Source organism: Bacteroides sp. B1-V-101 (assembly GCF_023656585.1).
GTDB lineage: Bacteria > Bacteroidota > Bacteroidia > Bacteroidales > Bacteroidaceae > Bacteroides > Bacteroides thetaiotaomicron.
This window is the reverse complement of sequence record NZ_JAMOKH010000004.1, coordinates 255,894-270,250: the sequence shown is the minus strand read 5'-3', so window position 1 is coordinate 270,250 and position 14,357 is coordinate 255,894. Positions and strand designations below refer to the sequence as shown.

General features: G+C 39.3%; 14 protein-coding genes. 7 read left to right on the top strand and 7 right to left on the bottom strand.

Annotation, left to right across the window (positions count from 1 at the left end; genetic code table 11):
- Positions 1-599 precede the first annotated feature (599 nt).
- The 6 genes from NBH01_RS05710 to NBH01_RS05685 all read right to left on the bottom strand — a co-directional run bounded on the left by NBH01_RS05710 (position 600) and on the right by NBH01_RS05685 (position 6,560).
- The gene (locus NBH01_RS05710) at positions 600-1,295 is read right to left on the bottom strand and encodes a TonB family protein (RefSeq protein WP_225694266.1); all 696 of its coding nucleotides are present in this window, start codon (positions 1,293-1,295) and stop codon (positions 600-602) included.
- Between the two features lie 54 nt (positions 1,296-1,349).
- Positions 1,350-1,787, bottom strand: coding sequence for a LytR/AlgR family response regulator transcription factor (locus tag NBH01_RS05705; RefSeq protein WP_022470643.1), 438 nt, complete (start codon positions 1,785-1,787; stop codon positions 1,350-1,352).
- Positions 1,788-1,915: 128 nt separating this feature from the next.
- Entirely contained in the window at positions 1,916-2,677 is a 762-nt protein-coding gene (locus tag NBH01_RS05700) for a LytR/AlgR family response regulator transcription factor (protein ID WP_070750087.1), read from the bottom strand.
- Between the two features lie 3 nt (positions 2,678-2,680).
- Positions 2,681-3,883 (bottom strand): sensor histidine kinase, encoded by a 1,203-nt coding sequence (locus NBH01_RS05695; protein WP_070750088.1) that lies wholly within the window; start codon positions 3,881-3,883, stop codon positions 2,681-2,683.
- A 165-nt stretch (positions 3,884-4,048) separates the two neighbouring features.
- Entirely contained in the window at positions 4,049-5,254 is a 1,206-nt protein-coding gene (gene bamG / locus NBH01_RS05690) for a BamG family beta-barrel-assembly machinery protein (RefSeq protein WP_250700030.1), read from the bottom strand.
- On the bottom strand, positions 5,241-6,560 hold the full coding sequence (locus NBH01_RS05685) for a DUF4270 family protein (protein ID WP_070750090.1): 1,320 nt from the start codon (positions 6,558-6,560) through the stop codon (positions 5,241-5,243). Before NBH01_RS05685 ends, bamG begins: the two co-directional genes overlap by 14 nt.
- Before the next feature lie 246 nt (positions 6,561-6,806).
- On the opposite strand from NBH01_RS05685, the gene NBH01_RS05680 reads away from it, so the two are divergent.
- The 7 genes from NBH01_RS05680 to NBH01_RS05650 all read left to right on the top strand — a co-directional run bounded on the left by NBH01_RS05680 (position 6,807) and on the right by NBH01_RS05650 (position 13,564).
- Positions 6,807-7,829 carry a Kelch repeat-containing protein gene (locus tag NBH01_RS05680; protein ID WP_022470638.1) on the top strand — a complete coding sequence of 341 codons (1,023 nt, stop codon included), beginning with the start codon at positions 6,807-6,809 and terminating at the stop codon, positions 7,827-7,829.
- On the top strand, positions 7,813-8,175 hold the full coding sequence (locus tag NBH01_RS05675; protein WP_225694268.1) for a DUF4907 domain-containing protein: 363 nt from the start codon (positions 7,813-7,815) through the stop codon (positions 8,173-8,175). Before NBH01_RS05680 ends, NBH01_RS05675 begins: the two co-directional genes overlap by 17 nt.
- A gap of 122 nt (positions 8,176-8,297) precedes the next feature.
- Positions 8,298-9,953: a tetratricopeptide repeat protein gene (locus tag NBH01_RS05670; protein ID WP_225694269.1), complete on the top strand. Its 1,656-nt coding sequence runs from the start codon at positions 8,298-8,300 to the stop codon at positions 9,951-9,953.
- Between the two features lie 162 nt (positions 9,954-10,115).
- Positions 10,116-10,520 (top strand): hypothetical protein, encoded by a 405-nt coding sequence (locus tag NBH01_RS05665; protein ID WP_234140887.1) that lies wholly within the window; start codon positions 10,116-10,118, stop codon positions 10,518-10,520.
- A 12-nt stretch (positions 10,521-10,532) separates the two neighbouring features.
- Entirely contained in the window at positions 10,533-11,819 is a 1,287-nt protein-coding gene (locus tag NBH01_RS05660; protein WP_195582844.1) for a leucine-rich repeat protein, read from the top strand.
- A 245-nt stretch (positions 11,820-12,064) separates the two neighbouring features.
- The gene (locus tag NBH01_RS05655) at positions 12,065-12,616 is read left to right on the top strand and encodes a LemA family protein (protein ID WP_055220211.1); all 552 of its coding nucleotides are present in this window, start codon (positions 12,065-12,067) and stop codon (positions 12,614-12,616) included.
- A 15-nt stretch (positions 12,617-12,631) separates the two neighbouring features.
- The gene (locus tag NBH01_RS05650; protein WP_070750094.1) at positions 12,632-13,564 is read left to right on the top strand and encodes a DUF3137 domain-containing protein; all 933 of its coding nucleotides are present in this window, start codon (positions 12,632-12,634) and stop codon (positions 13,562-13,564) included.
- Positions 13,565-13,647: 83 nt separating this feature from the next.
- Here the strand turns inward: NBH01_RS05650 and NBH01_RS05645 are convergent, their stop codons facing one another.
- Complete coding sequence (locus NBH01_RS05645; protein WP_070750095.1) at positions 13,648-14,355, bottom strand: TIGR02757 family protein; 708 nt, start codon at positions 14,353-14,355, stop codon at positions 13,648-13,650.
- Between the last annotated feature and the right edge of the window lie 2 nt (positions 14,356-14,357).

Below are 14,357 nucleotides of genomic sequence, written 5' to 3'. Positions count from 1 at the left end.
AAGTAAACCGGAGGCAGGAATAATAAATAATAAAGTAAACAGCTGCCAGGGTTAGTAATATTTCTAGTCAACACATAGCAGCTATTAGAGATAAACAAGTCAACCATTATTAGGGAAGTACATAAAGTTTGTGTATTAACTAACTGACATTTTCATCGTTCCACCCGGGTGAACAGATCATTGCACCCGGATGAACTGACCTGTCCACCTAGGTGATATGGACTGTTCATCCGGGTGGAACGATGAAGATGTCAGTTAGCTAACACAATTATATATATAGGATAACATCTAGGATACAGTGACTTAACATACAAATAACTGCTGGTTTTAAACAGATATAGCGGACCACATCTTATGTACTTACTTTGATGTGAGAGATAATCGAAAATAGGTGGTTTTTGATGAAAAAACAATGAGAGACACTTGTTCGGAAAGGTATCTCTCATTCATTATATTAATGATTGTCAGCATACTAGATAGTCTACAGTGAGACCGTGAGACTAAAATTATTTTTTAAGCATTACTAAAGATGTTTATTTCTCCAATATTATAAGGTATTTCTTACCTGAAAATACAAGGATCAATTTCTTCGGTTTAACCTATCTGATATTGTTATCAATAACATTATCAGAATTGCAGGTTGTTATCGATGTCGTCGTCTTTATAACTACAGAGTCGCCTTCCGTGTTAGGTGCCCCATAAACAATCATAGAGCCATACTTTGCTCCAGCCATTCTTCTCATAGCAAATTTCGAATGACTTGTTTCTACTCCGGTAACAGACACTTGAGGTTTAGATGCCACCACTCCATCCGGTAAAGCAAAGTTTACTGTTACTCTATAATCTGCATCTTCCTTTACAGACTTCAATTCAGGCAATTCATTAATAGCTCGGAGTACCTCTTGATCTAAATCAGGACAAATCCCTTTGAGAATCCTGCTATTTGTTACTTTTCCATTTTTTGTCAAAGTAAAATCCACTATCATATCCCCCTGACTCTTATTCTCAATTGCTTTTGGCAAATAATTAATGTTTTTCCCTAGAAAAGTAAATATAGCTGGTATACTTCCTGGAGAATAAGAGACAGCATCAACCAAAGAATCCGATTTTATTTGAGAAATGATAACCGTATCATTTATCATACCCGATGTCATGAAAGTATGAACACCTGCCTTGTCTGCACAGTCCTGTGCCTGAACAGGAGTGTAAGCAACCACCAATAAAGCAACAACTGGAAACAGCAAAAAAAATAAATTCTTCACTCCAGTTTTTAATAATTTCATTTTGTAAATCATAAGAATGTTTTTTTAATGTGATACATTGAAAATATTTAGAATCTATGCTATAGCCTATATTTGTAGACACAACTTGCTCATTAACAAGGGTAGATAAGAATCACTGATTGGAATCAGAGCACCTCCGATACGAATCCTTTTCCGCTCGATATAATTAATATGAGATAATGAAATAATATAGGAACGGTGCACACGACAAAAATTTCCCCCAAGACATTCCTCAAAACGTTTCAGACTCACTTGCGAAAGTATAGGCTTTCCTTCTGTCCGATGTACCTTAATATAATCTCCGCCATATCCTTCCAAATATAAAATATCTTCCTGATTAAGACGCACAATCCGAGTTCCCTCACGGAGAAAAACAGGTTGTGCAACTTGTTTATTGCTTAGCTGTGCACTGACTTCAGCCAAGATTCGGTTTATCTGTTCCAGATATTCCATCAAATCATTGAGTGTAGTAACATCCCCGTCAAAAGTGATACATTTCAGCATAACATCTTGTTTTAATTGTTCTGGTTTCCAGATACAAATTAAAGGAAAACATTCATAGACTAAAGTTAAACACCGGCCAACGGGGATTCTTCGCAGATGAACAGGACAGCAGTTTAAGGTGAACAGTTTCAGTAATCTTCCTGCATAAGCCACTTCTTAAATATCGGAGTCTTCACCTTACTAATGATGATACGCTCCGGAACAGGCAAAAGTAAGTTGACAGAAAGCCGGTTACCCAACCAAAGATTTACATCTCTGATGGATTTACGGGATATAATAAATTGACGATTAGCACGAAAGAAAAAGCGCTGGTCTAATTGTTCGCCAAGCGTATCCAGCGTGCGGTCTACAGGGTGCTTTTTTCCATCAAAGGTATAGGCGGTAACTTTCTCCCGGGCAGTATAGAAATAATAAATATCATCTATCGAAAGCGGATAAAACTTATCAGCAAGCATAATCAGTAGCTTTCTCACTTCACAACGATTTTTAATGGCAGAATTAGTTCTCTGAATATGCTCCTCCCGTTCTGCAGGATTGAAAAGAAAAAACTTATTCAAAGCATGTTCCAGCGAACTGAGGGTCACAGGTTTCAACAGATAATCAATGCTACTGACCCGGAAAGCTTCTAAAGCGTATTCGTCATAAGCAGTGGTAAACACCACCGGAGCCACAATATCTACCTGTTCGAAGATCTTAAACGCCAATCCATCCGCCAGATGAATATCCATAAAAATAAGATCCGGCTGTAACGAGCATTGAAACCACTCCACACTATCTTCAATACTTTCCAATTCCGCAATCACTTCTATTTCAACCACCGAATTTTGCTGTAAAACAGCCTTCAGACTACTCAAAGCTGCCGTCTCGTCTTCAATAATTATCGCTTTCATAATTTATTTCAATACATTTAATAAAGGCAGGGAGACTGTAAAAACTCCATTAGAATCGTCTATCTGTATATTCCTGCCGACCAACATCTCATAGCGCCCCTGGAGATTCTTAAGACCTATCCCATTGCAAACGCGCTCTTCCATTTTGGGTTGAATATGATTAGAGACCACAAGTAAATTTTCTGACGTAGTATAAATTTCAATGCGCAAAGGATGTTGCATACTGATAATATTATGCTTAACTGCATTTTCAATCAGTGGAAGCAGACTGAGAATAGGAAGGCGCATCTGCAGACAGATTTCGTCAACCTGAATAGAGAAAAACAATTTATTCTCATACCGCACACCAAGTAAATAAGTATATGCCTTGATAAATTGTAGTTCTTCATCAAGAGGCACCAACGTCTTATGATTACTTTGCAAAATGTACCTGAAAACATTGGATAAACCATCCAGATATTCAAGTGTCCTTTCCCGCTCTCCTATACGAATCAGCGAATTTAGTCCGTTCAATGAATTAAAGAAAAAATGCGGATTGATTTGCCCCATCAAAGCATTATATGAATTTTGTAGTTTCTCAATTTTTATCTTTTCATATTCTAGTTTCATCTCCTGCTTTTTATCTAAAAGATGGAGTAAAAGCATAGTTAACATAATAGTCAACAAAACAAAGATATGCTCTATCAACAATGGACTGGGATAAGAATCTGTGGAAAATACAGCATTGACCCCTACCCGAACCTTATCATGATACACTACAGAATCGGGAGGTACATCCAGCGTCTTTGAGGTAGCCTTTGTTATTAAAACCGAACGTCCCGCATAAGGATGAGAACCGGATACATTATTATATATTTTCCCTATAACTAATTTATTTAAGACAGGATATAGCCTGATTAACCCCAAAGCAACAACTAAAACAATTCCCATTGTAAAGCCTATCACCTTTATTTCTTCACGCCTGAATATTTTATTCCCCCACCTGTACACCCACCTATAAAGAAGAAATAATGCGAAAGAAAAAAAGAAAAACCAGAAAACAGAGAACCATAGTTCATATTTTTCCCATTCAAAAGAAAAGCCGGCCACTTTTGAGTCCATCATCAGATTATAACGACGTATCAACAATGTAAAATTGGCAAAAAGAGAAAGAATCACCGATATGGTGAACCCAATAAAAAATTCATTTCTTGTCGATCGCAGCATAATCTTGTTTGTTTTTTAACCCCACAAAAATAATCAATCCGCCCACTTTATCTTAAACAAGCCGGCGAAACGGACAAAACAGGCGGTAAACCGCCCTATTCTTATGAGTAAATGAAATTTCGGGCGCTATATTGCATCGCATATTACAAATAAGTCCTATTTCGTTCATTTAAGTTTTCCCTTATAGAATATCTCGTTCAACGCAAAAGAAACTGTAATACCTACAACATCCCGATTTAATGCTCCTTTTCTCAGTTGTGTCCGGTCATAAAAAACAGCAGCATCAATTCTTCCTCTAAATACAGGCAAACTCAATCCTGCATTCAATCGTAAAGAAAATCCCGGATTCCCATTAATTTCCATATACGAATTAGAAATATTGACTCTGGTTTTATAAGCTACTCGTTTCCAAAAACTGTCTGAAGGGTAACCGTTCGGAAAATAACAAATTCCGATACGACATTCGTTTACATCCCGAAATTTGATCCGGCTATCTACGGATGTCAAAGAACTATATTGCTGAAAAGCATAGTCCATCGCATACGTACATTTCTTATACTGTACAGCCCCTCCTATTCCAAAATATTGAGGCAAACTCTGTTTCTGACTTTTTTGCTTCTTTTTATCTTGTGTCTTGTCATTTACTATATACTTCCGATTAGTTATATTCAGTTTCTGCCGATAACCATAAACAACTCCCCATGTATAAGACAAATCATGAGTCAATGCACGATGATACTGAATCCCTAAATTGGCATAAAGCGATCGCGCATGCATCCTTTTTTCAACGACCAGATCACTTTGCTGTTCAGACAATACAATGTTGCCAAACAGATAACTGATATTCGCTCCCAACGACCAATGCCGAGATAAAAGATAAGCATTAGACCAACTTACCTTTGATATTCCACCACTTCCCGTAAATGCAGCAGCATAACTTTCATGAGGGGCTCCTTCTATTGGCTGAGAAGAGTGAAAATAATAGCCAACTGAGCTATAGGGAGTCAGACTCACTGCCATATACCATCGTGGAATAACCCGCCCTCCCAGCATTAAAGCAGAGAAACTTCCGGTAAAAGCCTGATTAGAACTGCTTCCGGAAGTATATGATTCATTTTTTGCGAATATAGAGAGCTCTGTCAATAACCGTTTACTGTCTAATGCTGTCAATCCTGCCGGATTTTCGATATTTATCAGCGTAGAATTTCGCATCCCATAAGAAACACCACCCATAGCTGCATTTTGGCCGTAAAGTCCGGATTCCAGTTCACCTATACCGAACATGGAGTAAGGCGATGAAGTCATTACGTTCTGTGCCTGTGCTTTTAATGTAATCAACAAAAAAAAAGTTATGCAGTTAATAGCTTTCATATATCTTGTAATTTAGTTGTAAAATAATAGGATTTTGTCCATTGGGGGCACTGAAAGTCAGATTCTTCAATGTCTTGGTATAATCATCACTATTGAATACCAACTGAAGATTATGTTTGTATTTTCCGGAAGCTCCCAACTCTTCTTTCATAAATTGAGTCACATCAAAATAATAATATGTATTTCCGAGGAATAAATCATCCTTCACCAACTTTCCTCCCTGCACCTGCTTTCCTAAATAGTCCTTCACAGCATCAGTCACTACATTATTTTCATCTGCTATGTACAAAAAGATACTATCCGGTAATGCGTTAAAATCCGAATAAGTTCCATATTCAGGATATATCTTCAATCCTGCTTTCTCAATATGCACATATTCTCCCTGCTCCATTATATTGTTCAGATAAGGAAACTCAAGACGGGTATACCACCCGATGCCGGCAAACAACAGTCCCCGATTTCCCAAATCCGCTGAAGGTATTTCTACTTTTTTCAACGGATAAGGTTCCATAGGAGTATCAAGCCGATCATGTGTCAACTGATTAAATTGTGTGACAGTATTCGGCGAAAAGACCAATTGCTGATGATTCTCATAACCTCCTTCAATATGATAATGCAACACTAAGGCCGACAATGAATCTGATACCTGAAAGCTCAATAATGAATAACTCTGTTGTACATCGGGGACTATTACAATTCCTTTAAAATAATCCTCAAAATGATTGACAGCAACCGATTCATCATGATTGTGAAAACGAGTAAGCAAGTCTTGCCCAAGCTTATCCGGCAAACGAATTTCCATTTTTTCAGCAACATTAGGCCTGGGCATAAAAGAGTAAACAGCCAAGGGTTCGGACTCATAAACAAATGAAGAATTATTGTACAAATAACCATTATCATTCAACATTATTTTTTCAGAAAGCAAATGAATCGAATATTGTTGCAACAAAGTAGTATCTCCCACAAAACTACTATTACTCGAAAGTATCAGCATCAATGAATCAAACAACACCGTTACATCTGCTTCCGTCGAATATTCCGGACGCAAATAAGGAATATAACTGGCAGCTGAGACCTTCCCCCATACCGGATGCAAGTATCTGCCCGCCAGGACAACTTGTTTTCCGGAGGTTTCTAAAGAGTCTATCAAAACAGCAGTTGTGATAATTGAACTTGTGTCCATCCTTATATTACGTAAATCTGAATCAACTAACCTGTCCCCAAAAGTATTGTGCTCATCATAGCACGATATCACTCCTAAAAATGTGACTAAACAAAAGCCAATAACAATCAACAATTTATGCATAGTACTTTTTTAAGGGCAAAAGAGAGAATTACTATTCAAGCATACAATTTTAACCCGTCAATCCACTCATATCTCCCCGGGAATATATCATTCATAAAGGCAAAACCTGTTTTTAAATATTGCCAGTCAATTCACCTGCCTGTATACTCTGTTTACGGTGCAAATCAGCAGTCTCACCGATTCAATTTGTCAGTCACATGAAAGCCTTGTTCTTTTGCACCCATAAATATAATATGATTATACAGGATGAAACATCAAAATTTATTAGTACTCTTGATAACAATCTTTTCTGTTATCACTATTTCTTGTAGCAACGACGAGGAAGACGAAGATTTAATGGGTAAATGGTATCGCGTGTCCGACTTTGACGGTTTGGCACGCGGGGAAGCAACCTCTTTCACTATTGGCAATAAGGGATATCTAACCGGTGGATATGACGGCAGAAAACATCTTAATGACCTTTGGGAATACGATATGGAACTTGATTTCTGGACACAAAAAGCTTCTTTTCCAGGAACTCCCCGCAGCTCAGCCACAGCTTTCTCTATAGATACTAAAGGATATTTCGGTACAGGTTATGACGGAAAAAACTATTTCAAGGATTTTTGGGAGTATAATCCGGAAACAAATGTATGGAGTTCGAAAACTGATTATCCGGGAAGCGCCCGCAATGATGCTACAGCATTCGGATTGTCAGACAAAGGATACCTGGGCAGCGGATATGACGGGAACTACCTGAAAGACTTCTACAGCTATACCCCGCTAACTGACACATGGGAACAAATTGTGAGCCTGGGAGGCAGCAAGCGTCGGGGAGCCGCCAGCTTTGTGATAGATAATATTGCTTATGTTTGCGCCGGATACAATAATGGTGAATATGTGAAAGATTTCTGGAAATATGATCCTTCTCAAAAACGCTGGATTCAACTCCGCGATATTTCAGATACATCTGATGCGACATATGATAATAAATATAACAGTATAACACGAATTTATGGAGTCGCTTTTGTTATTGACGGACAGGCTTATCTGACCTGCGGTGGAGCTCCTGACTTACGCAGCAATACATGGAAATACTCTCCTGCTACTGATTTATGGGAAGAGGTTGCCAAGTTCAAAGGCGCTCCCCGCACAGCAACTGCTTCCTTCTCCAATAATGACAAAGGATTTATTGTAACAGGCAAAAGCAACACATACCGCTTTGATGATATTTGGGAACTGCATCCCTATGAATATGACGACAATGATGCATATGAAAACCGTAACTAGCACGCTTTGGATTAGTCTGTTGTCATTGCTAATCATCATTCTTCTTCATCACTCAATTTTAATAATTGAAGATGAAGAAGAACCAAAAGCTGAATTAGAAATATTTCAATCAGAAAATGGCTGGGGATATCAAATCGTCATAAAGCAGAAGGTATTGATATACCAGCCCACTATTCCGGCCATTGATACAGTAGCTCCTTTCCCTGACGAGACAAGTACACGAAAAGTGGGAATCTTAGTCCTAAAACGATTCAACGCCCACTCTGATTTTTCCGTATCAAAGGAAGAAGTTCTTCAACGTTTACCTGCTAATTTCTATTTTGCACGCGAACAAATTCCCCAATAATATACGTTATGGAGAAACAGGAAGAATCACAACGATAAAAAATAATGTGACAATGCAGTCATCATTAAAAAAAGGCACTACTCCTTATTTCAAATCCGAGAGATTTTTACTACATTCACAGCATGAAATGCAGAATTATACTTGGACTATCAGCTATTCTCTTTTTTACAGGATGTTATAATAGAGAACATATTTCCCGGCTTGACGAGGCGGAAGCTCTGTTACAAAATAAGCCGGACAGTGCCTTGACAATATTAAAGCAGCTCAGGCGGGAAGGCAGTCAGGCCGAACAGGCCAGATATGCCTTGCTTTATTCGGAAGCATTAGATAAAAACCATATTAAGGTAACGGATGATTCGCTGATCCGCCAGGCTTGGAGCCATTATAAACACTATTCCAAAGATTTACGACACCAATGTAAGACTCTCTATTATTGGGGACGAATCAAACTACGGGCAGGAGACAAACCGGGAGCATTGCGCCTTTTTCTCAAAATAGAAGAGAAACTGAAAGACACTAATGAGCCCTATTATGCAGGACTGCTATACGGGCAAATCGGTGAAGTATATTATGAACAGATGAACTACAGTCGGGCTTATCATTATTTCCGTGAAGCCCGCAATAACTTCCGGCAGTCGGATAATGTACGTGAAGAAACGGAGTCAACACTTGATATGGCAGCCGCAGCTTTTCATTCGAAAGACATAGAGAAAGCAATGCGTCTCTACGCCGCCGCTCTTGATCTGGCCGACGAACAAAAGAACGATCACCTCGCAAAAGCCAGCCTCACGAATCTTGCCTCCCTTTATGTAGTATCAGGCAAGCGACAAATACCTCATGACCTGCTGCAACGCATCGAACTTTCCGCCCGACAGGATACCTTGTACGGATACCATACACTGGTAGATGTGAACCTCCTGAAAAATCGTATAGACAGCGCACGCTACTACCTGGCTCTCGCAGAAACAAAGACTACCGATATCCGTGACCTGGCCGACCTGCAATATACCGCATATCGTATTGAAGCACAAGCCAGGAACTTTGAGAAAGCAACTGATAACATACATCGTTATATCTATCTGACTGATTCGCTGACACGCTCGAACATGCAGTTTTCCGCCGGTATGGTGGAGCGCGAATATTTTAAAGAACGGACTGACTTTGCCGAATACCGGATGAAAAACCGTACTATCTGGGAAATCGCAGCAGCAACTGTAATCCTTCTGATGATAGGAGTGGCTTATTACATCACCCGCCAACGCCTGCGACTGCAACGCGAACGTACCGACCACTATCTGCTACTGGCAGAAGAAGCCAATTCCGAGTACAAAACTCTGACCGAACGCATGGAAGGACAACGCAACACTGAAAACCATCTAAAAGGATTGATTACCTCCCGTTTTGACATCATCGACAAACTGGGAAAAACTTACTATGAACGTGAGAATACCGCATCACAACAGGCCGCCATGTTCCACGAAGTGAAACAAATAATCACCGATTTTGCAGAAAATAATGAAATGCTGCAAGAACTGGAGCTAATCGTAAATACCTGCCATGACAACGCTATGCAAAAACTCCGGAATGATTTCCCTGCAATGAAAGAAGCTGACATCCGGTTACTCTGCTATATCTTTGTAGGTTTTTCACCACAAGTAATAAGCCTGTTCATGAAAGATACGGTAGCCAATGTATATGCCCGTAAGTCACGACTTAAATCACGTATCAAATCAGCAGAAACAGCTAACAAGGACCTGTTTTTATCACTTTTCGGATAGGTGTTAGGCCAGTGTTAGAAATCTGAGGATCTAATCAAAATAATCATCTGAATATCAACACTATCTAAATAGGAGTGTTAGATTTACAAGATCGTATCATAACTCAAAAATGATACGGTCTTACTACTTTTGCATTCGAAAAAATTGAAAAAAGAGAAGATTATGAGAAAGATTGTTATTCTGCTAGGTATCATACTTTTTATAATAGCGTGCGAAAAAGGAAACGAAGAAGTGAGAGAAGCTAAAGTAGTGGTTGTCGTTTATGATGAGAATGGAAAAATTGCAACGGGTATTCCCGTAAAGATGTATAATGAAAAAGATTATAAAGTTTTTGAGAAAGATAATCTGACCTTACCTACTGCGGTTGCCCGGACCAATGAAAGCGGGATAGCCACCTTTATTTTACCACAAGAAGAATGGTTCGCAGCACAGTCGCAACGGTTCTTTACGTTCGTGGTACAAGAAGGTGGCGGACCTGATAACTACCAGATATGGTCTTCCGGCAGAACCGTAGAAGCAGGTAAAGTAGTGAAAATAGAAATACGTTTAACCCAATTCCCTAACTAAGCTTTTATCACAATGAAACAAACTAAACTTAATATAATAATAGTACTTTGCCTGCAAATGATGACAGGACTTACATTACTGAGTTGCAGCACTGAAAACGATGAATTCAAGAAGGAACTGCCTCCGATGGAGCAACCATCTGAACCCACAGGAGCCTTACTTGAACGTTTTTCCATAGACCAGCTGCCTGCAAAAACGATTTATGCATTAGGAGAGAGTATAGACTTAACTGGACTCAAAGTGACAGGTGAATATGATGATGGGAAACAACGGTCTGTGAATGTTGCCCCAAAACAGATCAGTGGTTTCTCGTCATCTGTCCCTGTCGACAAACAGGAAGTGACCATAACAATAGAAGGAAAGCAGAAAAGCTTTACTATTCAGGTGGCGCCTGTCCGTGTGGAAAACGGAGTTCTGACAGAAGTCCTGAAAGGGTACGATGAAATCATACTCCCCAACAGCGTGAAATCCATTCCTAAAAACGCTTTCAACGGCAGTAAAACAAACAAGGTGACACTCAATGAGGGACTGAAATCCATCGGAGATATGGCTTTCTTCAATTCAACTATTCAGGAAGTTATATTTCCCTCGACTCTGGAACAGCTTGAGGAAAACATATTCTACTATTGCTATCACCTGAAAAAAGCAGATTTAAGCCGGACTAAACTCACTAAACTTCCCGCAAGCACCTTTGTATATGCAGGCGTTGAAGAAGTATTATTACCTGCTACGTTGACAGAAATCGGTGCACAGGCATTCCTCAAGACGTCTCAACTGAAAACGATTGAGATTCCGGAGAACGTCAGAACAATAGGGTTGGAAGCATTCCGGGAAAGTAGCATTACAACCGTGAAGTTACCGAATGGTGTTACAAACATAGCGCAAAGAGCCTTTTATTACTGTCCGGAATTAACGGAAGTGACAACTTACGGAACTGTTTTCAATGATGATCCCGAAGCTATGATTCACCCTTACTGTCTGGAAGGATGTCCCCAATTAACACGTTTCGAAATTCCACAAAGTATCCGGATATTGGGACAAGGATTATTGGGCGGTAACAGAAAAGTCACTCAACTGACCATTCCGGCAAATGTGACACAGATTAATTTTTCAGCGTTCAATAACACAGGTATCAAAGAAGTCAAGGTAGAAGGGATAACACCTCCACAAGTATTTGAAAAGATATGGTACGGATTTCCGGATGATATTACTGTCATTCGTGTTCCCGCCGAATCTGTAGAGAAATATAAAACCGCAGCCGGTTGGCAAGACTACACAAACAAAATACAAGCGTCCTGATGATTTATCTGAATTTTCGATTATCATTGTAAAAGTCGATTCCACATCTGCTTTTTATGATGATAATCGGAAATTCTTTTTTATTCGGTTTCTGTCAGATATATTCAGTAAATATTCCGCTATATATTCTTCTTTACTCCCAAATACTGTTCTATTTTCCAGTTTTATTCTTTATCTTTGACGCAATAAAACTACTTCGAATTCACAAATATAGAAAACGGCAAGAGGATGCCAGACATATAGTTATGACTATACTAATTATTATAGCTGTAGTAGTAGTGATTTTCATCGCTATTTACAACTCACTGGTGCGAAAAAGAAATGAGACGGAAAATGCTTTCGCAGCCATCGACGTAATGCTGAAAAAGAGATACGACTTGATTCCTAATCTGGTAACTACAGTCAAAGAATATGCAGAACATGAAAAAAGCACATTCGCACAGATTACGGAAATGCGCAACAAGTCGTATGCATCTTTCTCTAATCAGGATAAAGAAAATCTGGACTCTGCTTTCTCACAAGCCTGTACACACTTTTTTGCCATTGCAGAAAACTATCCGCAACTGAAAGCGTCTGAAAACTTCGAACAGTTACAACGTGCGCTTAACGAAACTGAAGAGCAGCTTTCGGCGGCACGCCGAACTTTTAACGCTTGCGTCACTGACTATAATAATGCAGTACAGACTTTCCCGTCAAATCTGTTGGCCGGTATGTTCGGTTTCACACGCAAAAACGTATTCTCCATTTCCGAACAGGAACGTACTGTTCCGAATGTGAATAACTTGTTGAATCAGTAAAAAACAATATATAATATGGCAGAAAGTCCGCAATTTGAGACATTGGTACAAAGTCTTTCCTCTACTCTGCAAAGTCTTGAACAAAAACGCAAAGAACTAAAGAAGCAGGGACATTCCACCGGGACATGGGCAGGAGGAATTGTTTTTGTGATTGGTATTGCATTTTCACTTTATATCAATGTCGCACTCATTGGAATTGGCATTGCAGCAGGTATTGCTTTGTTGATATATTACAGTTGTGTAAATGCCAAATCACAGGAGCTATCCTCCTATTATAAAAAGGAAGTAATCGCACAAATATTACAATCTTTTTGTGAAAATGCCGTCTTCACCCCCGAAGAGGGAATCAAAGAAAGTACATTTCGAAACTGTGCCTTGTTCACTTCTCCCGACCGTTATCACACAGAAGATCTGATACAGGGACGTGTAGGAAAAACGGACTTCTGCTGTGCGGAAATTCATGCCGAAGAAAGAAAAACACGTGTCAATTCAAAAGGGCAGACAAGTCACTATTGGGTAGATATCTTTAAAGGTTTCTTTTTCATTGCCGATTTTCAGAAAGACTTTCAGGGCCATACCACTATCTTAAGGAACAGTCTTTTCAAACTAAGCTCCAGCGGTTCGCGGGTGAAACTGGAAAATCCGGATTTCGAGAAAACATTCGATGTTTACTCTACAGACCAGATTGAAGCACGCTACCTTCTTTCTCCTTCAATGATGGAACGACTTCTTGCACTAGACAGAGAATTCAATAGAAACATAACAATTAGTTTCAGAGATTCAAATATCCTGATAGCCATTCCCGAATCAAGAAATCATTTTGAAGCCAGCATCTGGAAACCGATGGATGACCTTAGCCAGCTCAAAAACGATTTCAGCATGATTCATGCATTGGTCTCTATTGTAGAGGACTTAAATCTTAATACACGAATCTGGAGCAAAAAATAAAAACGAATCAGCAGAAACAGAACCCATTTTATATGTCGGACTTAATAGAGGTTTGATTGATACTTCTATAGAGCTTCTGCAACTCAAATCTCCCCGTTGACTCCTAATCCAAATAAAGCAAAATCACCTAGGCAGGGATCATCCGGAAAGACTTCAGCCAATGCAGCAGTAATCCGACGAGCATTCTTCAGAGAAAAAGTTTCCGTATCCGTCAACTTGAAGTAATAAGCTACCCTACAGACATGAGTATCTAACGGAACAATCAGGTCTTTACGGTCAAAACTCTCCCAAATGCCCAAATCAACCTCTGAATCCCGACGAATCATCCAACGTAAAAACATATTCAGTTTCTTTTGAGGACTTTTGGCAGAAACTTCAAGAAATGCACATAACTTCTCCATAGGTATTCCGGAATATACCTTCAAAGCATCTTCCAAAGTTCCGAACTGCGTATAGGCCGTATATAACCGACGGAAGTATCCATGAAAATCAGCATACGACAGCATCCGATAAAAACTATGGGTTGCCCCGGAAGGAAAATCTTCCTCCCACCGGCGGGATAATACATAATGATAAGGTGAAGTTCCCATTAGCTTATGCAGTTCTTCCGCTTTCTTCAATATCTGCTTGCGATTGCCAAAACTCATAATTGCCGTCAGCAGTCCGCTAATCTCTATATCTTGTTTCAGCGTATAACGATGAGGGAACTGCACCGGATCACTTGCGATAAAACCTGCACAATGGTACACCTCTGCACACATCAAAAGTTTATTCTTTATATCTTCAGTCATTT